This is a genomic window from Bacillus sp. FS02 (assembly GCF_024398395.1).
GTDB classification, from domain to species: Bacteria; Bacillota; Bacilli; order Bacillales; family Bacillaceae; genus Bacillus; species Bacillus altitudinis.
In genome coordinates, this window is sequence record NZ_CP074101.1 from 2,163,032 (window position 1) to 2,183,339 (window position 20,308).

At 41.7% G+C, this 20,308-nt stretch carries 25 protein-coding genes; 14 read left to right on the forward strand and 11 right to left on the reverse strand.

Going from position 1 to position 20,308, the window contains the following annotated elements; translation table 11 throughout:
• The first annotated feature begins 16 nt into the window (after positions 1-16).
• Positions 17-649 carry a GTP pyrophosphokinase YwaC gene (locus KFQ09_RS10940; RefSeq protein ID WP_007497867.1) on the forward strand — a complete coding sequence of 211 codons (633 nt, stop codon included), beginning with the start codon at positions 17-19 and terminating at the stop codon, positions 647-649.
• A 50-nt stretch (positions 650-699) separates the two neighbouring features.
• On the opposite strand, the gene KFQ09_RS10945 is transcribed toward KFQ09_RS10940, so the two are convergent.
• Together KFQ09_RS10945 and KFQ09_RS10950 are read right to left on the reverse strand one after the other, a co-directional pair.
• Positions 700-849, reverse strand: a complete 150-nt coding sequence (locus KFQ09_RS10945) for a hypothetical protein (RefSeq protein ID WP_255835672.1) — start codon at positions 847-849, stop codon at positions 700-702.
• Between the two features lie 19 nt (positions 850-868).
• The gene (locus tag KFQ09_RS10950) at positions 869-1,954 is read right to left on the reverse strand and encodes a response regulator aspartate phosphatase (protein WP_007497864.1); all 1,086 of its coding nucleotides are present in this window, start codon (positions 1,952-1,954) and stop codon (positions 869-871) included.
• 529 nt (positions 1,955-2,483) lie between these two features.
• On the opposite strand from KFQ09_RS10950, the gene KFQ09_RS10955 reads away from it, so the two are divergent.
• The 3 genes from KFQ09_RS10955 to KFQ09_RS10965 all read left to right on the forward strand — a co-directional run bounded on the left by KFQ09_RS10955 (position 2,484) and on the right by KFQ09_RS10965 (position 4,688).
• Entirely contained in the window at positions 2,484-3,248 is a 765-nt protein-coding gene (locus KFQ09_RS10955) for a transporter substrate-binding domain-containing protein (protein ID WP_045033805.1), read from the forward strand.
• A 70-nt stretch (positions 3,249-3,318) separates the two neighbouring features.
• Positions 3,319-3,963 carry an amino acid ABC transporter permease gene (locus tag KFQ09_RS10960; RefSeq protein WP_007497860.1) on the forward strand — a complete coding sequence of 215 codons (645 nt, stop codon included), beginning with the start codon at positions 3,319-3,321 and terminating at the stop codon, positions 3,961-3,963.
• Positions 3,960-4,688, forward strand: a complete 729-nt coding sequence (locus tag KFQ09_RS10965) for an amino acid ABC transporter ATP-binding protein (RefSeq protein WP_025208197.1) — start codon at positions 3,960-3,962, stop codon at positions 4,686-4,688. Before KFQ09_RS10960 ends, KFQ09_RS10965 begins: the two co-directional genes overlap by 4 nt.
• A 91-nt stretch (positions 4,689-4,779) precedes the next feature.
• On the opposite strand, the gene KFQ09_RS10970 is transcribed toward KFQ09_RS10965, so the two are convergent.
• Positions 4,780-5,163 (reverse strand): glyoxalase GlxA, encoded by a 384-nt coding sequence (locus KFQ09_RS10970; RefSeq protein ID WP_008345541.1) that lies wholly within the window; start codon positions 5,161-5,163, stop codon positions 4,780-4,782.
• Positions 5,164-5,280: 117 nt separating this feature from the next.
• Between KFQ09_RS10970 and KFQ09_RS10975 the strand changes: the two genes are divergently transcribed.
• Positions 5,281-6,462, forward strand: a complete 1,182-nt coding sequence (locus tag KFQ09_RS10975; RefSeq protein ID WP_019743483.1) for a class I SAM-dependent rRNA methyltransferase — start codon at positions 5,281-5,283, stop codon at positions 6,460-6,462.
• A 37-nt stretch (positions 6,463-6,499) separates the two neighbouring features.
• Here KFQ09_RS10975 and KFQ09_RS10980 read toward each other — a convergent pair whose 3' ends face one another.
• Positions 6,500-7,180: a CidB/LrgB family autolysis modulator gene (locus KFQ09_RS10980; RefSeq protein WP_007497850.1), complete on the reverse strand. Its 681-nt coding sequence runs from the start codon at positions 7,178-7,180 to the stop codon at positions 6,500-6,502.
• Complete coding sequence (locus KFQ09_RS10985) at positions 7,174-7,515, reverse strand: CidA/LrgA family holin-like protein (RefSeq protein WP_034646846.1); 342 nt, start codon at positions 7,513-7,515, stop codon at positions 7,174-7,176. The genes KFQ09_RS10980 and KFQ09_RS10985 overlap by 7 nt, the downstream gene beginning before the upstream one ends.
• Before the next feature lie 207 nt (positions 7,516-7,722).
• On the opposite strand from KFQ09_RS10985, the gene KFQ09_RS10990 reads away from it, so the two are divergent.
• The 4 genes from KFQ09_RS10990 to KFQ09_RS11005 all read left to right on the forward strand — a co-directional run bounded on the left by KFQ09_RS10990 (position 7,723) and on the right by KFQ09_RS11005 (position 10,615).
• Positions 7,723-8,610 carry a cidABC operon transcriptional activator CidR gene (locus KFQ09_RS10990; protein ID WP_008345526.1) on the forward strand — a complete coding sequence of 296 codons (888 nt, stop codon included), beginning with the start codon at positions 7,723-7,725 and terminating at the stop codon, positions 8,608-8,610.
• A gap of 17 nt (positions 8,611-8,627) precedes the next feature.
• Positions 8,628-9,452: a hydroxyethylthiazole kinase gene (gene thiM / locus KFQ09_RS10995; protein WP_035389889.1), complete on the forward strand. Its 825-nt coding sequence runs from the start codon at positions 8,628-8,630 to the stop codon at positions 9,450-9,452.
• Complete coding sequence (thiE, locus tag KFQ09_RS11000) at positions 9,439-10,128, forward strand: thiamine phosphate synthase (protein ID WP_050826731.1); 690 nt, start codon at positions 9,439-9,441, stop codon at positions 10,126-10,128. Before thiM ends, thiE begins: the two co-directional genes overlap by 14 nt.
• 112 nt (positions 10,129-10,240) lie before the next feature.
• Positions 10,241-10,615 carry a nuclear transport factor 2 family protein gene (locus tag KFQ09_RS11005; RefSeq protein ID WP_008345523.1) on the forward strand — a complete coding sequence of 125 codons (375 nt, stop codon included), beginning with the start codon at positions 10,241-10,243 and terminating at the stop codon, positions 10,613-10,615.
• A 30-nt stretch (positions 10,616-10,645) separates the two neighbouring features.
• Here the strand turns inward: KFQ09_RS11005 and KFQ09_RS11010 are convergent, their stop codons facing one another.
• From KFQ09_RS11010 to KFQ09_RS11030, 5 genes are all read right to left on the reverse strand, one after another.
• Complete coding sequence (locus tag KFQ09_RS11010) at positions 10,646-12,184, reverse strand: solute symporter family protein (protein ID WP_255835673.1); 1,539 nt, start codon at positions 12,182-12,184, stop codon at positions 10,646-10,648.
• Positions 12,181-12,495, reverse strand: a complete 315-nt coding sequence (locus tag KFQ09_RS11015; RefSeq protein WP_025208191.1) for a DUF485 domain-containing protein — start codon at positions 12,493-12,495, stop codon at positions 12,181-12,183. The genes KFQ09_RS11010 and KFQ09_RS11015 overlap by 4 nt, the downstream gene beginning before the upstream one ends.
• 107 nt (positions 12,496-12,602) lie before the next feature.
• Positions 12,603-13,271 carry a glycosyltransferase family protein gene (locus tag KFQ09_RS11020; protein ID WP_035389886.1) on the reverse strand — a complete coding sequence of 223 codons (669 nt, stop codon included), beginning with the start codon at positions 13,269-13,271 and terminating at the stop codon, positions 12,603-12,605.
• The gene (locus tag KFQ09_RS11025) at positions 13,264-13,953 is read right to left on the reverse strand and encodes a class I SAM-dependent methyltransferase (RefSeq protein WP_017368290.1); all 690 of its coding nucleotides are present in this window, start codon (positions 13,951-13,953) and stop codon (positions 13,264-13,266) included. The genes KFQ09_RS11020 and KFQ09_RS11025 overlap by 8 nt, the downstream gene beginning before the upstream one ends.
• 297 nt (positions 13,954-14,250) lie before the next feature.
• Positions 14,251-14,391 carry an anti-repressor SinI family protein gene (locus KFQ09_RS11030; protein WP_008345506.1) on the reverse strand — a complete coding sequence of 47 codons (141 nt, stop codon included), beginning with the start codon at positions 14,389-14,391 and terminating at the stop codon, positions 14,251-14,253.
• 458 nt (positions 14,392-14,849) lie between these two features.
• Between KFQ09_RS11030 and KFQ09_RS11035 the strand changes: the two genes are divergently transcribed.
• Positions 14,850-15,233, forward strand: coding sequence for a GtrA family protein (locus KFQ09_RS11035; RefSeq protein ID WP_024719496.1), 384 nt, complete (start codon positions 14,850-14,852; stop codon positions 15,231-15,233).
• Positions 15,234-15,259: 26 nt separating this feature from the next.
• Positions 15,260-15,517: a hypothetical protein gene (locus tag KFQ09_RS11040; protein ID WP_008345502.1), complete on the forward strand. Its 258-nt coding sequence runs from the start codon at positions 15,260-15,262 to the stop codon at positions 15,515-15,517.
• A 34-nt stretch (positions 15,518-15,551) separates the two neighbouring features.
• On the opposite strand, the gene KFQ09_RS11045 is transcribed toward KFQ09_RS11040, so the two are convergent.
• A complete protein-coding gene (locus KFQ09_RS11045; RefSeq protein ID WP_035389881.1) occupies positions 15,552-16,397 on the reverse strand; it encodes an AraC family transcriptional regulator in 846 nt (281 codons plus the stop codon).
• 181 nt (positions 16,398-16,578) lie between these two features.
• Between KFQ09_RS11045 and KFQ09_RS11050 the strand changes: the two genes are divergently transcribed.
• The 3 genes from KFQ09_RS11050 to galT are packed head-to-tail and all read left to right on the forward strand — an operon-like array spanning position 16,579 to position 20,301.
• Positions 16,579-17,757 carry a galactokinase gene (locus KFQ09_RS11050; RefSeq protein ID WP_076821544.1) on the forward strand — a complete coding sequence of 393 codons (1,179 nt, stop codon included), beginning with the start codon at positions 16,579-16,581 and terminating at the stop codon, positions 17,755-17,757.
• On the forward strand, positions 17,757-18,749 hold the full coding sequence (gene galE / locus KFQ09_RS11055) for a UDP-glucose 4-epimerase GalE (protein ID WP_017368288.1): 993 nt from the start codon (positions 17,757-17,759) through the stop codon (positions 18,747-18,749). Before KFQ09_RS11050 ends, galE begins: the two co-directional genes overlap by 1 nt.
• Positions 18,750-18,780: 31 nt before the next feature.
• Complete coding sequence (gene galT / locus KFQ09_RS11060; protein WP_017368287.1) at positions 18,781-20,301, forward strand: UDP-glucose--hexose-1-phosphate uridylyltransferase; 1,521 nt, start codon at positions 18,781-18,783, stop codon at positions 20,299-20,301.
• Positions 20,302-20,308: the final 7 nt, after the last annotated feature.

Consider the following 20,308-nt stretch of genomic DNA (forward strand, 5'->3'; position numbering starts at 1 on the left):
GGAGATGACAAAAAGAATGAATATGTCAGCAACTCATGTAGAAGATTTGAAAAGTGTCATGGAAGACTGGAAAAATGAATTATTAGTATATAAATTTGCATTAGATGAAATGGATACAAAGTTTTCGATTATTAGTCAGGAATATAATTTAATCCATGGACACAACCCAATAGAGCATACAAAATCACGGATCAAATCCTTTGAAAGCATCGTGAATAAACTAGCGAGAAAAGGATGTGACATCACCACACAATGTGCCAAGGAGTACATACATGATATCGCTGGTGTCCGCATCATCTGCTCGTTTATTCAAGATATCTATAACATCATTGATGTTCTGAGGCAAAGAGAGGATTTAAAGATCCTTGAAGTGAAGGATTACATTCAGCATCCGAAACCAAATGGCTATCGAAGTCTTCATTTAATTGTTGAGATTCCTGTTTACTTAACGAATCGTGTGGAGCATGTGAAGGTTGAAATTCAGGTACGGACCATTGCGATGGATTTCTGGGCGAGTCTCGAACATAAAATCTATTATAAACTGCAAAACGATGTTCCTCATCAGCTCACCGATGAACTAAAGGAAGCGGCAGATATCGCTCACTACTTAGATGAAAAAATGCAAAATATCAAACGAGAAATTGATTAACCAATAAAAAGAGTAGCTGTTTTGAATGACAGCTACTCTTTTCAGTCTTATTAAGGGTTGGTGCCTCGATCTCTCTTTTGAATGATCGTACCGTCATCTTGCGATTGTGCAGACGGGCTGTCTTTTTGTGTAGAAGTACCAATCCAAACACCTGTGAACAAGAGCGCAAAAATCGCGCTTGAGATCAGCCATTTTTTCATCATACATCACTCCATCTTCTTAACAAGTTTTGAATGACAATGCCTTGTTCTGAAAATACATTGCTTCTTTCGGAAGACCATTTTCAGTTAAGTAGGCGGCTACATCCTGACAGATAGCCTCAAGATCAACAAGGAAATTCATAGATTCTAATTGATCACAATAAGAAATGATCTGCTCAATCATGTTGTTTGGCTGGAGCATCAATGTTTCTAAAATGGATAATTTAAGTGAAATGTTTCGTTGTTTTAAATTTTCTGCTTTTTGAAGTGAAAGCTGTACATAATAGTGGAACAAACCAGGCTTTTTCAGCTTAAATAGCGCTTTCGTGTAGGCATACAAGGCCAGTAAATAACCGCCTGGAGAAGAAGTTTCGAATGCCTCAATCAATAAAGCTTTTTCTAGGAGCGGCACAGCTTCACTGTATTCACTTCTTAGACTTTTAATAAAGGCTGCATTGCAATATGCGTGACCAAGTAAATCTGGATCCTCCATCTGTTCTAGTGAGTGAATCACCTGTCCAAACAAAGTTTCTGCCTCTTCATATTTCGATTGATCCGCATAATTCAAAGCAAGCATCATTTGACAGCTGATTGATTTTTTCACATAACATGGATCTGCGTCGTAAATAGACGAAGCCTTTTTTAAGTGGTGGATGGAGAGAAGTGTGGATCTTATATTATAGTATAGACAGCCTGTTTTATAATGGAATTCTGCTTTTTCAATGTCATCATGTACGAGATCTAATTTATCCTCTGCCAATTTCAAATGGTGAAATGCTGAATCTTGATTCCCTCTGCGCATTTCATACATGCCTTTAAAGAAATAGAAATAGTAGCTGAGCATATCATCTGTACGAATCGCATTTTCATCCACAAAAAGACTGTGATCTAACGAAGCTGTATCTTCGACTAAATCTTTGAAACGGTATTCTAAAAGTTGATAGTAGAGTAAGACGTCTTGATTCTCTTCCATTCGATCAAATGCTTGAAGAATCTCTTCTTTTAGCTGTATGGCTTCTTGTATGTCTCTTTTTTTCATCAAGACATACCAGTCATTTAGCATATTTGCTACATCAACGGATGACAAAACACCTGTTTCTGCCAATTGGTATCCTCCTTTCTTCACCTATTCATTTCTGCGGATTCTTATTTGTCTGAATCATCTTTCCATATTAAGTATCTTCTTATATTTTAAGCGGTCTATCTCAATTTGTAAAACATGTTTTTTGATGTAAATTCAACCAGTAGTGAAAAAAATAGGGAGTAGCGATCAAATTGTATACGCTTACATTTTTTTAGGTAAAAAGAGGATGTTGGAAAAAATATATCAGGATATCAATAGGGGAAGAGAGACAGTGAAAGAGGTTTTTTTCATAGGTGAGAAAGAAGTGGTATTGATAAAGGGGTGTTCTCGGTTTTTTGTGAGATTATATCACATGAATATTGTGAAACATGATTCTTTCAGAATAAAATGAGTTATTCGCAAAAAAGTAAAATTTAAAGAGACTATCGATCTAGAATTGTATGGATCTTTGGTATTGATAAAAAATATCACACAGTATAGCTTTAGCGTGGTATAGTAAGATTGTTGTTGCGAATATTTAGACAAAACTGACAATTGGGGGTCGTGTTTTATGAAGAAATCGATGTTACTGATCATGGGACTAATTGTTGTGCTCGTCATGGCAGCCTGTGGTTCAAAATCGGACAGCGGTTCGGGAGAAGGCAAAGGCACATATAAAATCGGGATAGATACAACATATCCGCCATTTGAATTTGAAAAGGGCGGTAAATATGAGGGAATAGACGTTGATTTAATTAACGCCATTGCGAAAGACCAAGACTTCAAAGTGAAGCTTGAAGCAATGGATTTCTCAGGGATCATTCCAGCGATGCAAGCAGGTCAGCTTGATGTTGGAATGGGTGGTATGAGTATTACAGATGAGCGTAAAAAGAAAGTGGATTTTTCAGATCCATACTTCGACGCTGGTCTGACAGTTGTTGTGAAAAAGGACAGCAGCATCAAATCGATTGATGATTTAAAGGGGAAAAAGCTAGCTGTTAAAAATGGGACAACAGGTGCAAAATTTGCATCAGATAACGCAGACAAATATGGGTATGAAGTAGTTCAATTCAATGACAGTCCATCTATGTTCCAAGAAGTATCTAATGGAAATGCAGATGCTTTAATTGAGGATTATCCTGTCATTACGTATGCGATCGCACAGCAAGACTTGAAATTGAAAACAGTTGGAGACCGCTTGAATGGCGACCAATACGGGATCTCAGTCATGAAGGGGAAAAATCAGGACTTATTGAAGAAAATCAATAAAGGGCTTGAAAACCTAAAGAAAAACGGTGAATATGACAAAATTATTGAGAAATATTTGAAGTCATAACACAAGCGAGGCGCGCTCAGAGCGCGCTTTCTTTATGTGTCAACCGTATGTGAATTAGGGAGGGAGAAACATGGATACGATTGTTAATGCATTTCCGTATTTAATGGATGGTTTGCAAACCACTTTATATATCTTTGTTGTTGCTATCATTTTAGGTTTTATCATCGGGTTGATTGTGGCGCTATTCCGCCTGTCACCATTTAAAATCTTGAACTTTATTTCACTCGTTTTTGTCAATGCCATTCGAGGTACGCCATTTATCGTACAGCTATTCTTCATTTATTTTGGGCTTAATACACTTGAATTCATTTCGCTTGATCGAGTGCCAGCAGGGATTATTACAGTAGCGATTAATGCAGGGGCTTATTTCTCAGAAATTATTCGTGCAGGGATTCAGTCCATTGATAAAGGACAAACAGAAGCCGCACGCTCTTTAGGATTCACAGGTGGACAAAACATGCGTTTTATCGTTCTTCCACAGGCATTCCGCCGTATGCTTCCAGCCATTACTAACCAAGCTATCATCAGTTTGAAGGACACCTCTCTCTTATCGATTATCGGTATTGCTGATATCATGCAGCGGGGACAAGTTCAAGCATCGGCTACATTTGATCCTTTGAATGTCTGGCTTATTGTCGGTGTCATTTATTTCGTGATCATTTATTTACTTTCTCTACTGGCTAGCTACGCAGAAAGGAGATTTGATGTGAAATGAGTATGATTACGGTGAAAAACTTGAAGAAATCCTTTGGTGATAACGAAGTCTTAAAGGATATTAATGCAGTCATCGAGGAAAAAGAGGTTGTATGTGTCATTGGTCCTTCAGGATCAGGGAAAAGCACATTTCTAAGATGTCTCAATAAATTAGAGGATATTACGGCTGGGGAAGTTGTTGTCCACGGACATACGATTACAGACCCAAAAGTGAATATCAATAAAGTACGACAAGAAGTTGGCATGGTGTTTCAGCACTTTAATTTATTTCCTCATAAAACCGTGTTAGAAAATATCACGATCGCACCGGTGAAAGTAAAAGGGATGGAGAAGAAAGCCGCAGTCGATAAAGCATTAGACTTGCTTGAAAAGGTCGGTTTGAAAGACAAGGCCAAAAGTTACCCTAACCAATTATCTGGTGGACAAAAACAGCGTGTTGCCATTGCAAGAGCCTTGGCGATGGACCCAAAAGTGCTCTTATTCGATGAACCGACATCTGCTCTTGACCCTGAGGTCGTTGGGGATGTATTAGCTGTTATGAAACAATTAGCAGTCGAAGGAATGACGATGATTGTCGTCACACATGAAATGGGCTTTGCAAGAGAAGTGGGAGATCGCGTGATCTTTATGGATGGCGGATATATCGTCGAAGAAGACAAACCAGAAGCACTCTTTGGAAACCCGCAGCATGAGCGTACCAAATCATTTCTTAGTAAGGTGCTATAAAAAAAGAGTAAGAGCAGGTACACATGCTCTTACTCTTTTTCTTTTGTGACGAGAATGAATATACCGATTCACATGCATTTCCTAGGAAATATTATCGTTGGAAGAACTCAATCCACTCTTGGTCTGGCCCTCGGAAAAAGAAGTAGCAATAGCCATTGGGCAATGTTGTGATTTCTTCATCTATTAGCTCAATTTGCAGCTTTTGAATACGGTTGAATTCAGCGTGAATATTATCTGTTGTGAAGGCGAGATGGTGGACCTTTCCTTCAGATGGAAGGTCACTGCTATACCCTTGAATGAGTTCAATTTCCGTTTCCGCTTCGTCTTTAAAGCCAAGAAAGGCAAGTTCAATGACTCCGTTTGTATGAGTGATGCGATCCTTTAATTTCATGCCCACCACTTTTTCATAAAAATCAATGGACTGATCAATATTTGTCACCATAATTCCTGTATGATCTAAGCGTAATGTTGTCAAAAAAGAGCCTCCTCTATGTCGAGTTGATATTTTTCTCCTCATCTTATCATAATAGAAGTAACGTATACATTCATATGGTAGGATAGAGAGAGTCAATTTAGGATAAGGATGACACAAATGAAAAAAATCTCATTAAAACAAACATTTGCAGAACAAGTGAAAAAGGGATATCCGCTTATTTCAAAAGATGCTGTGTCGCGTGTGAACGGTGTACAGGAAGGCGAGCTCATTGAATGGGTAGATGAAAGAGGCTCTTTTTTAGGGAAAGGATATTATGGTGTGCAAAATAAAGGCATCGGTTGGGTGCTTTCCTTTGACGCTAACGAAAAAATAGATCAGGCCTTTTTTGTTTCTAAACTTGAACAGGCATCCAAAAGCAGAACGCATCTATTTCGTGATGCACAGACGACGGCTTTCCGTGTGTTCAATGGAGAAGGGGATGGAATTGGTGGAATCACGATTGATTATTATGATGGATTCTATCTCATCCAATGGTATAGCGAAGGTGTTTATACATTAAAAGAAGATGTATTGGCTGCGATTGAGCAGGTGTACCCTGACTATAAAGGCATTTATGAAAAGAAACGATTTGATACGTCTGGACAATATATCGAAGATGACGATTTTGTAAAAGGGGAGAAAGGTGAATTTCCTCTTATCGTCAAAGAAAATGGGATGAACGTGGCGGTTTATCTAAATGATGGTGCGATGACAGGTATTTTCCTTGATCAGCGTCATGTGCGAAAAGCAATTCGAGATCGCTATGCAAAAGGAAAGACCGTCCTTAATACGTTCTCTTATACCGGCGCTTTCTCTGTAGCAGCAGCGCTTGGCGGGGCAAGCCGTACAACAAGTGTAGATGTTGCAAACCGCAGTTTGAAAAAAACATCTGAGCAGTTTGAAGTGAATGGCATTGATGTAGACGGGCAGGATATCAAAGTCATGGATGTCTTTAAATATTTCCCGTTTGCGGCGAAAAAAGGCTGGAGCTATGATGTTGTGATCTTGGACCCACCATCCTTTGCACGAACGAAGAAACACACATTCAGTGCAGCGAAGGATTATAAGAAACTATTAAAAGAAGCCATCCAGATCACAGCTGAGAACGGCGTCATTGTGGCGTCAACCAATAGCAGTGCATTTGGGATGAAAAAGTTTAAAGGATTTATTGCACAGGCCTTTAAAGAATCTGGGAAAACGTATCGTATTCTTGAGGAATATACACTTCCTGAGGACTTCCGTACAACGAAAAATTATCCTGAGGGGAACTATTTAAAGGTTGTCTTCATCCAAGCATAAGAAAAAGCCATTTTCCGATAGAGGGAAATGGCTTTTTCTATAGGGCAAACGACATCAGGATAGGCGCTGCACATAATGTAATAATGGCCGAAATGATCATGGACACACTTGAGATCGTGCCTGAGACCGAGCTCAGTTCAAAGGCCTTCGATGTGCCTGCACCATGTGCTCCTGTACCAAGCAGAACGCCCATTGCAATGTCATTATCAATACGGAAATAACGGATAACCAATGGTCCAATGATTGAGCCAAATAATGCTGTTAAAATGACGAATACAGCCGTAACGGACGGCATCCCGCCAATCATTTCAGACACACTCATCGCAACGGGTGTTGTGACGGATCTTGGGACGAGGCTCTCGATCAGACTCGTATCCAAATGAAACAATTTGGCGATAAACGCTGTTGATAAAATCGCAACGATAGAACCGCAAGCCACATTTAAAATAATTTCTACTGCATGCTTCTTCAGAATGTGAAAATACTTATATAAAGGAATGGCAAATGCCACAGTCGCAGGTTGAAGCATATTTGTCAGCCATTTTCCGCCTTGATTGTAAGCATCGTAAGGAATGTTCACGATTAACAGCAAGACCACAAGAACAACCGGTGTTACAAGTAAAGGGGAGACATAGACTTTCGGATGACGTTTATAAACCGCTTTTGATCCGAGATAGATCAGAATGGTTAGGATCAAGAATAGTCCACCAACTAACATAGCTTTTTTCGCTCCTTTCTTTTCGCAATCATCTGCGTCATTATGCCAGTCGAGAGCATGACCACAAAGGTACTAAGTAAAACCACAAGGACAATACTTGTGCCAGATTGAGAAAGTAATGTTCCGTAATCAATTACACCTACTGCTGAAGGGATAAAGAAGAGCAGCAGTTCTCCGAGCAGCCATACGGCGCCAAGTTCAATCCATTTTAATTTAATGATGTTAAAATGAAGTAATAAGAAAATGACAAGAATGCCTAAGATCGTGCCCGGAATTCTTAAATGCAAAAAGGCCGCCAGCACATTCATCAATTTCGCAAAAGCAAATAAAGCCATAATCTGAAGGGTAGCAATCAGCGACGTTTTGAGCAATTGCACTTTCTGTTCACTCCTTTTTCTATATAAATTGTTCACTGTTTCACAAAAACAACACAACGTTCTAATTAGTGAGCTTACTTTAAAGTGTACAGTACGTTCTATTATAGGTAAAATACATATATCGAATAGTTAGTATTCCTTTTGTCTATAGAAAGGGTGAACCATGTGGACATCAGACATTTAACATATTTTTTAGAAGTGGCACGGTTAAAGAGTTTTACGAAAGCATCGCAATCGCTCTATGTGTCGCAGCCGACCATTTCCAAGATGGTCAAAAACCTAGAGGATGAGCTAGGTGTGCAGTTGTTTTACCGTAATGGCAGACAGGTTGAAATGACAGATGCTGGACAAACCATGTATACACAGGCGAGTGAAATCACACAATCCTTTCAGAATTTAACGAGTGAATTAAATGATTTAATGAATGTGAAAAAAGGACATATCCGAATAGGACTGCCGCCCATGATTGGATCAAGCTTTTTCCCAAATGTGATGGGGGAATTCCGCCAGCAGTATCCAGATGTCACCTTTCAATTGGTGGAGCACGGCTCCATTAAAGTAGAGGAAGGGGTAGAGGATGGATCATTAGATATTGGTGTCATTGTTCTACCTGCAAATGATAAAATTTTTCATACATACACCATCATTAAAGAGAATATGAAGCTTGTCACCCATCCATCACATCCGATGGCAGGACGTGATGAGGTTCATTTGGCTGATTTAAAGGAAGAGTCTTTTATTTTCTTTCGAGAAGATTTCGTTCTGCACAGCCGAATCTTAAATGAATGTATGAATGCGGGATTCAGGCCAAACGTTATTTATGAAACGTCACAATGGGATTTCATCAGTGAAATGGTTGCTGAGAACCTTGGAATCGGGCTTCTGCCTGAACGGATTTGCCGTGATCTAGATCCTGATAAAGTGAGGATCATTTCCTTAAATCCGTCTATTCCGTGGCATTTGGGTGTCATTTGGCGAAAGGACCGCTACTTGTCCTTTGCTGCAAGAGAATGGTTAAAGCATACAAAATCCTATGTGTGGGATGCAGAGTAAAAGGGAGGACGATACAGATGAAATTAAGCTGCGTGTCTCATCTTTTGGAAAAGGTTCGAGCGGAAAATCCGCTTGTCCATAATATCACCAACCAAGTTGTGACGAACTTTACAGCGAATGGACTGCTTGCTTTAGGTGCTTCTCCAGTCATGGCAAACGCCAAAGAAGAAGTGGCAGAAATGGCGCAATTAGCGGATGCACTTGTGCTGAATATCGGCACACTAACAAAGGATACAGTGGAGGCAATGATCATTGCTGGACAAGCGGCCAATGAAAAAGGTGTACCAGTTCTATTAGATCCTGTTGGTGTTGGTGCGACAACGTTTCGGACGAGTGCGGCGAAACAGCTGTTACAGCAAGTGGACATCACTATTGTCAGAGGGAATGCTGCTGAAATAGCTCATTTAATTGGAGTGAATGGCTGGCAGTCAAAAGGGGTTGATGCAAAAGGGGCAAATGGAGATGTATCGTCTTTAGCAAAGCAGGCGGCAAAAGCCCTTCAAACCGTTGTGGCGATTACGGGGAAAGTGGATGTCGTGTCAGATGGAGAAGAGGTTCTATCTATTCATAATGGACACGAATGGTTAACCAAGGTGACAGGGACTGGCTGTTTACTCACCTCTGTCATAGGGGCATTTTGTGCAACAGGGGAACGTCCAATTCATGCGTCGGCATCAGCTCTGCTGTTTTATGGTGTCGCTGCAGAAAAGGCAGCTCAGCAGACAGATGAGAAAGGGCCAGGGACCTTTCAAATCGAATTGCTAAACGCGCTGTCCAATACAAATGGTCAAGATGTAATCACGTTAGGAAAAATAGGGGGAGTTTTGCATGACGAAGGTTGATCAGCAGCTAATCAAACAGCAATTATCGGTTTATTTTATTATGGGAACAGCGAATACAAGCCGGCATCCGCTTGATGTGGTGAAAGAGGCCATTCAAGGCGGGATCACGATGTTTCAGTTTCGTGAAAAGGGTGAAGGTGCTCTGCAAGGTGAAGAAAAGAAAAAAATCGCTCAGCAGATTCAAGCACTTTGCCAAGAAGCGAATATTCCCTTTATCGTAAATGATGATGTACAACTTGCAATCGATCTTGATGCAGATGGTGTCCATGTTGGGCAGGAAGATACACTTGCACAAGATGTACGGCAAAGAATCGGGAATAAAATATTAGGCGTGTCCACGCACAATCTAGATGAAGTGAGGCAAGCGATGAAGGACGGGGCAGACTACGTTGGGATGGGTCCAGTCTATCCTACAGAAACAAAAAAGGATACACGCAGTGTCCAGGGTGTTTCTTTAATCAACGAAGTACGTCAACATGGTCTTCACATTCCTATTGTGGGCATCGGCGGGATCACGTATGAAAATGCGGCACCAGTCATCCAAGCGGGAGCCGATGGCATTAGCATCATCAGCGCCATTAGCCAAAGCGCTGATCCGAAAGAAGCTGCGGAAGAACTAACATCTCTCGTCGAGTCAGAGAAAGCAGCTCTTTCATCTCTAAAAGACATGGATTGACTCATCCATGTCTTTTCTACCTGCGTGAAAAATAGACAGAAGAGATACAATTGTGTACAATCTAATTGTTTGATTGTTTTCGAAATGACAGGTAAATAAAGGAGAATGAATCATGGAAGTGCTCGATACGTATTTTCGCCGATATGATGAAGCGGGAAAAGGGCAAGAGCAAATGAACGAATTGCTGGCATTGTTTTCTGATGATGTCATGATTGTCTTAAATGGTGCTGAAAAGCCTGGCATCCAAGCGTTCACACAGTTTTTGAACACATTTTTCCACGTACATGAAGACATTAAGCACATGTGGGATGGCTGGGTGAAACGAGAAGATGGGAAGTATGAAACAAACTGGGCTGTTTGCGGAAAGTTAACAGACGGTCGTGTATATACAGCAGAAGGCATTGATATTGCGGAGCTGGATGATCAAGGAAAGATCGTTTATTTAGAAAACGTCCCGAAAAACCCAGAGTTATTCCAGCGATATTAAAAAGCCGGCAGAGCAGCCGGCTTTTTCTCATCAATCTGTATCCATATGCATGCCTGTGTGTGCTTTTACTTGAATTTCTGTAAAGGTGTCTTCATCTGCTTTTTCAGAGGAAAAAATGGTGCCTAAGTAAGCCGCAAGGAATCCGAGCGGGATCGAGATAATCCCAGGGTTCGATAGTGGGATAAGCGGCTCTCCTGTGAAAATTGCTGCCCCTGATGGGTCCCAGACGCTTGGGCTGAGTGACACGATCAGGAGTGCGCTCAGAAGACCTGTTAAGCTTCCTGCGATAGCACCTGTTGAGTTAAATCGTTTCCAAAAGACAGTGAAGATAATCAACGGTAAATTCGCACTTGCTGCCACTGCGAAGGCAAGTGACACAAGAAAAGCAACGTTTAAAGATTGCGCAAATAATGCAAGAATGATGGAAAGGATGGCCACGCCGATGGAAGCAAAGCGTGCCGCCTTCACCTGTTCCCGTTCACTCGCTTTTCCTTTGCGGATAATCTGGCTATAAAAATCATGGGCAAAGGCAGACGCGGCGGATAAAACAAGACCGGTCACCACTGCCAAAATGGTCGCAAAGGCAATAGCGGAAACAAAGGCAAATAAAAAATCTCCCCCTAGGGCCTGTGCAAGCAGTGGTGCTGCCATGTTTCCTGCTGCATCGGCTGCCGTAATTGCATCTGTTCCGACAAAAGCAGCGGCACCGAAGCCGAGGAAAACCGTCATTAAATAAAAAATCCCGATGATCCACGTAGCGGATAGAACAGATTTACGCGCAGAAATGGCATCCTTCACCGTATAAAAACGGATTAAAATATGCGGCAAACCTGCTGTTCCAAGCACAAGTGCAAGGTTCAGAGACAAGGTCTCTAAAGGCACATCATATTTATTTCCCGGGTGAAGAAATGCCCCACCAAGCGGGGTCGCTGTTTTCATCTGCTCAAACATCTTCAGCAGACTAAAATCAAACTTGGCAAACACAAGCAGCGAAATAATCAGCGTGCCCAGCATGAGAAGCACAGCTTTCGTGATCTGTACCCAGCTGGTTGCGATCATGCCGCCAAACACGACATAAATGGTCATCAAGACACCTACGATCAGCACCGCAATCCAGTAATCAATGCCAAGAAGCAGTTTGATTAATGCACCTGCCCCAACAAGCTGTGCAATCATATAAAAAGTTGAGACTGTGATTGTGTTAAATGCGGCTACCCCTCGAATGGCAGGGCGTTTGAATCGTGCAGCAATCATATCAGCCATCGTATATTTTCCTAGATTTCGAAGCGGTTCAGCCACGACATAAAGGACGACAAGATACGCTACAAGAAAACCAATACTATAGAAAAAGCCGTCAAATCCATTTAAGGCGATCATGCCGGCGATCCCTAAAAATGAAGCAGCAGACATATAGTCCCCGGCGATGGCAAGGCCATTTTGAAATCCAGTCAATCCGCCGCCTGCGGTGTAAAAATCGCTCGCATTGCTTGTTTTTTTCGCAGCAAAATACGTGATGACCAATGTGAGCCCTACGATCGCTATGAATAAAATAAAAGCGGTCATACTCATTCGTCATCACCTCTAGATTCAGTTTTTAAAGCGCTTACATATTTGTCGAACTGAGCTGCTTTTTTTGCATAAAGCCCACATAAAACCCATGTCATCACAAATTGCGTGAGGGCAAATAACCAAGCCCACGTGATCGCTCCAATTGCTGGCGTGTTCAAAAAGGTGAAGTAGGATGTAGCAACCGGAAGTGAAAAGTAAAAGAGAAAAAAGAAAATCGTCATCGGTACGATAAATCTGCGTTTTTCCTCAAGAAGTTTTCGAAAATCCTTTGAAGCGGCAACCTTCTTATAATGAACGTTTTTGTCTGCCATTGTTTCCTCCTTTGTACGAATTAGGGACAAGGTACTCCAATGCATATGAAACGATCTGGTTGTTTATGACAGTATATCATAAAAAAGGCACCCGAAAAGGGTGCTTTCTACCGATAATGCGCAAGAAATGTTTGTCTTGCTTTTTCATATGCTTCTGCATCAAAATGATCTCCGCATTTGTGAATACACCAGGGCTCCACTTGCCTTGCAATCCCAACCTCATATCCTTGCTGTGCAAACTCAAAAGATTGTGACACATCATAAAAATGAAAGCCGTCTAAAAGATCCTCACGCCACTTGATATCATATTGTGTTGCCATAAAAAGACCGTCAATAGCAGAAGCTTTGATATAACCTTGGGGCTCTGTCTGTGGATGACCAGATTCAAACGTCAGTAGCTGATAGGTGTCGTGCCGATATTCAATGACTTTCCCTCTGCAATCATGGCTCTCCCACCAGATTCCATTGTCTGGCACACTTTCTGCACCTATTACCCCAAGCATGCCAAGTGACGGATTCTGCAAGAAAAGTGGGATCAGCTCGAGAAGCATATGCTGTTTGACGATGAGTGTATCTTGATGAAGATAAATTTTAAACTGTGCAGGATGAGTGAGAGCTTCATTGTATCCAGAGGCCATACTTGATGCATGTCTAATAGGCAAAACCTCTACATGATACCCGTGCGGAGCAGGAAGTGAAGCGAGCTGCCGGAAGCAAGCTTGAAACATCGACTCATCATTTACACATAAAACAAATAAGATGGTGGGGCTACTCATTGAGTTGAACCGCCTCAACCACGTATTGATAGGCAGTCGCTGCCTCGTTAAAATCAAAACGGATGCCATGTTTTACGAGTAATTCATGTAGATCATTCATGACGCCCGTATAGGAAGGGTGTTGTACACGAATGGTTTCAAGCTCACGAACATGAAACCCGGCTGACTGAAAGAGGGCATGAATTTCGTGAAGGGTAAAGAAGCGTAAATGTGTTTGATCCATTAATCCTGCATCTGTATAAGAAAATCTCCCAGCCAGTAATTCTAAAACCGTTGAAATATGACCAATATTCGGAATGGAAGACAAGATGACCCCTTCCTTTTTCAGAAAAGGTTTGACCTTTTTTAAAACGGCCCAAGGGTCCAATAGATGTTCAAGGACGTCTCCGAAAATGATGCAGTCAAATTGTTCATGTTGATAAGGCAGCGCCATCTGTTCAATATTGCCGCATAAAACATGATCCAGCGCTTTCTCAGCTTGCTTTGCCGCATCTTCAAAAGATTCAATTCCATATATGGTACGGTCTTGTTGTTTTAGGACTTTGCCAAGCTGGCCTGTGCCGCATCCGATATCCAAGATAGACGTCCATTCCTTACGAATACGATGGACAATCACAGGGTTCACACCGTGATAATATTGATCCTTCTTTTGATGATAATAAGATAGGGAATCTGAACTCACGCGCCACCCACCTTTCTTCTTTCTTGTGTCTTATGCTTAATATATGGGTGGGGAGCTTGGTTTTATAACGAAAATGGGCAATTTTCATGAATGATAGCTAAAAAGGGGTCATATAAAGAACAGGGAACGGACTGTCCTCCTAAAAATAGAAAGACAGAACCCCATTGAGTGGAAGGGATTGGTATGATGAGGTGTTCAATTATTGTAGCGTATCGTCATGAAAGGATGTTTAAAGGTCAATTGACAGGTTAGAACTTTAGCCAAAGCAATCTGAAAGACAAAGGATAACGGCGTTGATTACGGTTTGTTTATCATCTTCTGATCACCGTTGGATGTTAAAAAAGCTTGTATTTCCTCGATGCCTAGTCCAATTTTTTTCGCTTCTTGAATCAAATAAACCCACTCTTCGTCAACTCTTCTTTTCACTTGCGTATCCATAATATCCTCCAGTTCAATAAGACATATTCATCTGCAACCAATGACTTGAACAAACCGTCTAGTAACTGTACGTGTATGTGAATGGAGTACAAAAATAGATTTTTGTCGAAAAATGATGACATTTAACCTATTTTGTAAAATCTATCACCTACCACGTCCCTAAAAAAATGACTAAAAAACCCATAAATATTGAATTCTTACTTCTCATAATAAACAATTGTAAAGTCAGTTAAAAGATTATAAATTAAAATAATGATAAAGACCTAAATCATTTGACTCATATAAACCCATAAGGTTGACATATGCCATCAGCGAGAACAAATTTCATCTTTACAGGACGCACATATTGTTCGTTTGGGAAGTTCTTCTTAAGATGGTATTCTAAAAGAAACAGAATTCACCAAGAAGGAATGAAGAAAGACATGTATAGCCTTTTTCAAAAGTATCAAGAAGTTGTCATGTATCTGATCATGGGTGTGTGTACAACCATTGTCAACATAGTCAGCTTCTATTTATTCGTTGAGATGTTTTCTATGGATTACAAAACAGCAACGGTTGTTTCATGGGTATTTGCTGTGCTCTTTGCTTATATCACCAATAAGAAGTATGTCTTCAAGCAAAAGGCTCGTGACACAAAAAGCCTGATGCGTGAGCTTTCTTCATTTTTTAGTGTCCGTCTCATGTCTCTAGGTGTAGATCTGGGGCTGATGATTTTATTTGTGAGCCAAATGGCGCTCAACGAAACCGTCGCAAAAATTCTTGTTAACTTTGTGATTGTCGTGGTCAATTATGTCGCTAGTAAATGGTTCGTCTTCAAGAAAACAAAAGAAGATGCGATTTAACACATGAAAAAGATAGGTGATGTGAAATGAGCAGCAGGCCAGACGAATTATATGATGCCATATATCAACAAACAGAAAAGCAGCATGAACAAGTGTTGAGGCTAGTCAAAGAAATGACCGCACATCCAGAAGCATTTTCTGAACAAGAAAAGGAAAAGATCAACCGAATGGACATTGCGCTTCAAACAGCGACGGACATTTTAGAAAATTTAATGACCCCTGATACGCAAATGACCATTGTTTTAAGACAAGGGAGAATTCGTGTTGACCTGACGAAAGCGTAAAAGAAGCAGCCAATTGAAAAGCGGCTGCTTTTTATTATGCATCGCTTGTTTCCCGGAGTTGCTTTGGAGACATGCCGATTTTCTTTCGAAAGACTTTATTCAAGTAATTCGCGTTTCGGTAGCCGCACTGTATGGCGATTTCTTCAATCGAGTATTTCGTTGTTTTCAGTAACGTTTCCGCCTTTTCTAAACGAATATTGGTTAAATAATGAATCGGTGTGAAGCCAGTTGCCTTTTTGAATTCCCTCGTAAAATGACTTTTGGATAAACGTGCCGCAGCTGCCATATCGTCAGGCCCAATCTCCTCGTGAAAATGGTGGCTTGCAAATAAGGCCGCTTGGACGATGGGCTCAGGCCATTTCTCCATTTGTCCCTCAAGCTTTGGCAAATATGAATACAGTTCCATGACAAATTGATAAGCAAGGCTAGACCCCTCAAATGGATTGGTAATCCGTCTTTCACTGGCTTCATCATAAATCTTCTTTAGCAGGCGGATCGGTTTGGAATTCGGATGAAAACGCATGACCTGCTTTCCTTGATCGATAAATTGATCAAAGCAAAGGTTACAGGCTTCCCCATAAAGTGTTAAATAGAGAAATTCCCAATGTTCACTGTCTTCTGGAAAATAGTATTGATAAGCACTGGGGCTTTTCACCAGAAAGGCCTGTCCAGGCAATACTTTGAATCGTTTCTGTCCGATTTCAATCATGCCGTGTCCAGACAGTGTGAGCTGAAAGATGCACTTGCCCTGATCCTTCCGCTCTACGCCATTCCAGCTGTATAACGAAGATGATTGAACTTCCCAGCCAACAGACCAGATTTGGGCCGGCAATGTCACATCAGAATGGTGAAAACGAAATGCAAATGCTTCCTTCTTCAAATTGGAAACCCTCCTTCACAGCAAAAAACAACCTTTTTCTATTTTGAATCATGTTACACCTCATATCACATCGTACCATTCACAGCAAAAAAAGGGTATTTTTTAACGATTTTTTTACCATTGAACTTCAGCTGATGGGGCAACTAAAATAAGATTATCAGAAGAGAAAAGGGGAATGGATATGATCGACACATTACGAGCAGCATTTCACCAGCAATTTGGAGATCAGCAAGAACTCCGCTATTTTTTCGCCCCAGGCAGAGTCAATCTGATTGGTGAACACACAGATTATAATGGGGGCCATGTCTTTCCATGTGCACTCACTCTTGGTACATATGCTGCGGGAGCAAGACGATCAGATGGACGCGTCAGAATGTATTCCTTGAATTTTGAAGAAGAAGGTGTGAAAGAGTTCGACCTTTTTGAAATCGCTTTCTCAGAATCGGACGGCTGGGCGAATTATCCGAAGGGAGTATTCCAACAGTTTATCGAAGCAGGCATGGATGTGAAAGAAGGCTTTGATATTGTGTATGCTGGCAATATTCCAAATGGCGCAGGTCTGTCATCTTCTGCCTCTATTGAGCTCGTCACGGCTGTCTTGATCAATGAATGGTCGTCATTCGGCGTAACGCAAATCGACCTAGCCCTTCTTGCGCAGCGTGCTGAAAATGAGTTTATTGGCGTGAACTGCGGCATTATGGATCAATTTTCAATTAGTCTTGGAAAAGAAGGTCACGCTATTTTGCTCAATTGTGACACGCTTTCCTTTGAATACAGCCCATTTCGGCAAGAGGGTCTGGCACTTGTCATTGCCAATACAAATAAAAAACGAACACTTGCAGATTCCAAATACAATGAACGCCGTTCAGAATGTCAATCTGCTTTAAACGATCTTAGAAAAGAATTAGATATCGGTCATTTATGTGAGCTCACGGTGGATGAATTCGCTACGCATGAACATTTGATACAAGATGAAACGTGTAGAAGACGTGCAAGACATGCCATCACGGAAAACGAGAGGACCATGAAAGCAGTAAATTTTCTGAAAGATGATAAAATGGAAGAACTAGGTGCACTCATGAAGGCATCTCACCTTTCTTTAAAGAATGATTATGAAGTCACTGGGCATGAGCTAGATGCACTGGCCGAAGCCGCATGGCAACATCCAGGGGCGATTGGTTCCCGTATGACAGGTGCTGGCTTTGGGGGCTGTACCGTCAGCATTGTGAAAGAAGAGCTACTGGACTCATTTATAGAAGAAACAGGTGCGATTTATCAAGAAAAAACAGGCATTCAAGCCTCTTTTTACACAGCTGGAATTGGAGGCGGCGCTAGAGAATTAACGAAGGAGGAATTTTGATGGCAATTTTAGTATGTGGGGGAGCAGGTTTTATTGGCAGTCATGCGGTAGCGGCTCTTTTGGCTAAAGGAGAACAAGTAGTAATTGTGGATAATTTGCAGACAGGTCATAAAGAGGCAGTCGTAAAGGGTGCCGTATTAGAAGAGGGAGATTTAAGGGATCATGCTTTTTTAAGACGGGTTTTTCAAACGCATGACATAGAAGCGGTCATGCACTTTGCGGCAGATTCACTTGTTGGAGAAAGTGTAACAGACCCGCTGAAGTACTATGACAACAATGTCGGAGGGGCAACGGCTTTACTTCAGGTGATGAATGAATTTGATGTGAAACGCATTGTATTCTCTTCAACTGCTGCGACATATGGTGAACCAAAGCGTGTACCGATCGTTGAAACGGATGAGACGAACCCAACAAATCCTTATGGGGAAACAAAGCTCGCGATTGAGAAAATGCTGAAGTGGTCTGAGCAGGCATATGGTATTGAATATGTTGTGCTTCGTTATTTTAATGTAGCCGGTGCTCATACAGAAGGGATTGTCGGGGAAGATCATCAGCCAGAAACGCATTTAATCCCAATTATTTTGCAAGTGGCATTAGGAAAACGTGATCAAATCATGATTTACGGTGAGGATTATGAAACAGAGGATGGCACATGCATTAGAGACTACATTCATGTCATGGATTTAGTAGAGGCGCACATTCTAGCGGTTGAGCGTCTGCGTGAAGGAAAAGGAAGTGCGACGTACAACTTAGGGAACGGCACAGGCTTCTCTGTGAAGCAGGTCGTAGAAGCTGCAAGAGAAGTGACGGGGCATGCCATTCCAGCACAGGTGGCAGAAAGACGTGCGGGTGATCCAGCTAAGCTGATTGCTTCATCAGAAAAAGCGCTGAAAGAACTAGGATGGAAGCCGCAATATGCAGATCTCCACACCATCATTCAAAGTGCATGGGATTGGTTTCAGAAACATCCAGATGGCTATCAAAGTGAGTAACGTGTAGCAGGCAGGGGAGGAGACAAAGGGAATGGCGATTGATATTTTTGAAAAGCTAGAACAGCTGATTCAATATGGGGTTAATAAAGAGCTGATATCACCACTAGATATGGATTATACAAGGAACCGGCTGCTAGAGGTGCTTGGTCTCGATGATGCTGAGGCAAGAACAGTCTCAGGAGACAGCGACCTTGAAGACATCTTAATGCCGATGCTCGATTGGGCAGTTGAAACAGGTCTTATTCCTGACGGGACAGATACGTATCGTGATTTATTAGATGCCAAAATCATGGGCTGCTTGGTGGCGCCTCCGAGTGTCATCTATGCAAAGTTTGAAGAGAAACGCAAGCATTGCGGACCAAAGGCAGCGACAAGCTGGTTTTATGAAATGCAGCAGCATGCCCACTATATTCATACAGGCAGAATCGCCAAAAATGTGCAGTGGTTTACACCGACAGAAGATGGTGAGCTTGAGATCACGATTAATCTATCGAAACCGGAAAAGGACCCAAAAGCGATCGCTGAAGCCAAACAGCTTAGTCAAAAGCAATATCCTCTTTGTCTCCTTTGTAAAGAAAACGTTGGGTTTGGGGGACGCATCAATCACCCAGCAAGACAGAATCACCGGATTATTCCGGTAACACTTACAAATGAGTCGTGGTTTATGCAATTCTCGCCGTATGTGTATTACAACGAACATTGTATTGTGTTCAAGGGCGAGCATGAACCAATGCAGATATCTAAAAAGACCTTCGAGCGTCTGCTTTCCTTCATATCTATATATCCGCACTATTTCATAGGATCAAATGCGGATCTTCCCATTGTTGGAGGCAGCATATTAAGTCATGACCACTTTCAAGGTGGTGCTCATGAATTTCCGATGGCGAAAGCAAAGATGGAAGAAGTGTTTTCTCTCGAAAAGTTTCCGAGGGTGAAGGCGGGTATTGTGAAATGGCCGATGTCAGTGATCAGGCTTCAAAGCAGCGACCAGCAGACGCTTGCGGAGGCAGCGGATTTTATATTACATGAGTGGAAAATGTATTCAGATCCAGAAGCGGGGCTGTTCTCACATACAGGAGAGACCCCGCACAATACCATTACACCGATCGCACGCCGCCATGGGGATGAGTACGAATTAGATCTCGTGCTACGAAATAATCGTACAGACAAGCAGCACCCAGGCGGAATCTTCCATCCGCACAAAGAAGTTCATCATATTAAAAAAGAGAATATCGGATTAATCGAAGTCATGGGTCTCGCCGTGCTTCCTGGAAGATTAGCAGCGGAATTAAGCCAGCTAAAAGCGGCGCTGCTATCCAAAAACCCTCTTGAAGAAATCAAAGCCTGTCCGCCTATCATGAAGCACGAGTCATGGGCAGAGCGTCTGATCGAAGAGAATACCTTTACGAAGGACAACGTAGAAGCCATTTTACAAAAAGAAATCGGCCTCATTTTTTCTCGTATACTCGCGCAGGCGGGTGTGTTTAAAAGAACAGAGCAAGGGAAAACAGCATTTAAACGTTTCATTCAAACACTCCATACAGGCAGGTGATGAGTTG

Coding starts and splice junctions, on each gene's coding strand:
- KFQ09_RS10940 (WP_007497867.1), top strand. CDS start 17: ATGAATATGTCAGCAACTCATGTAGAAGATTTGAAAAGTGTCATGGAA.
- KFQ09_RS10945 (WP_255835672.1), bottom strand. CDS start 849: ATGAAAAAATGGCTGATCTCAAGCGCGATTTTTGCGCTCTTGTTCACA.
- KFQ09_RS10955 (WP_045033805.1), top strand. CDS start 2,484: ATGAAGAAATCGATGTTACTGATCATGGGACTAATTGTTGTGCTCGTC.
- KFQ09_RS10960 (WP_007497860.1), top strand. CDS start 3,319: ATGGATACGATTGTTAATGCATTTCCGTATTTAATGGATGGTTTGCAA.
- KFQ09_RS10965 (WP_025208197.1), top strand. CDS start 3,960: ATGAGTATGATTACGGTGAAAAACTTGAAGAAATCCTTTGGTGATAAC.
- KFQ09_RS10975 (WP_019743483.1), top strand. CDS start 5,281: ATGAAAAAAATCTCATTAAAACAAACATTTGCAGAACAAGTGAAAAAG.
- KFQ09_RS10980 (WP_007497850.1), bottom strand. CDS start 7,180: ATGTTAGTTGGTGGACTATTCTTGATCCTAACCATTCTGATCTATCTC.
- KFQ09_RS10985 (WP_034646846.1), bottom strand. CDS start 7,515: ATGGCTTTATTTGCTTTTGCGAAATTGATGAATGTGCTGGCGGCCTTT.
- thiM (WP_035389889.1), top strand. CDS start 8,628: ATGAAATTAAGCTGCGTGTCTCATCTTTTGGAAAAGGTTCGAGCGGAA.
- thiE (WP_050826731.1), top strand. CDS start 9,439: ATGACGAAGGTTGATCAGCAGCTAATCAAACAGCAATTATCGGTTTAT.
- KFQ09_RS11005 (WP_008345523.1), top strand. CDS start 10,241: ATGGAAGTGCTCGATACGTATTTTCGCCGATATGATGAAGCGGGAAAA.
- KFQ09_RS11010 (WP_255835673.1), bottom strand. CDS start 12,184: ATGAGTATGACCGCTTTTATTTTATTCATAGCGATCGTAGGGCTCACA.
- KFQ09_RS11015 (WP_025208191.1), bottom strand. CDS start 12,495: ATGGCAGACAAAAACGTTCATTATAAGAAGGTTGCCGCTTCAAAGGAT.
- KFQ09_RS11020 (WP_035389886.1), bottom strand. CDS start 13,271: ATGAGTAGCCCCACCATCTTATTTGTTTTATGTGTAAATGATGAGTCG.
- KFQ09_RS11030 (WP_008345506.1), bottom strand. CDS start 14,391: ATGGATACGCAAGTGAAAAGAAGAGTTGACGAAGAGTGGGTTTATTTG.
- KFQ09_RS11035 (WP_024719496.1), top strand. CDS start 14,850: ATGTATCTGATCATGGGTGTGTGTACAACCATTGTCAACATAGTCAGC.
- KFQ09_RS11040 (WP_008345502.1), top strand. CDS start 15,260: ATGAGCAGCAGGCCAGACGAATTATATGATGCCATATATCAACAAACA.
- KFQ09_RS11050 (WP_076821544.1), top strand. CDS start 16,579: ATGATCGACACATTACGAGCAGCATTTCACCAGCAATTTGGAGATCAG.
- galE (WP_017368288.1), top strand. CDS start 17,757: ATGGCAATTTTAGTATGTGGGGGAGCAGGTTTTATTGGCAGTCATGCG.
- galT (WP_017368287.1), top strand. CDS start 18,781: ATGGCGATTGATATTTTTGAAAAGCTAGAACAGCTGATTCAATATGGG.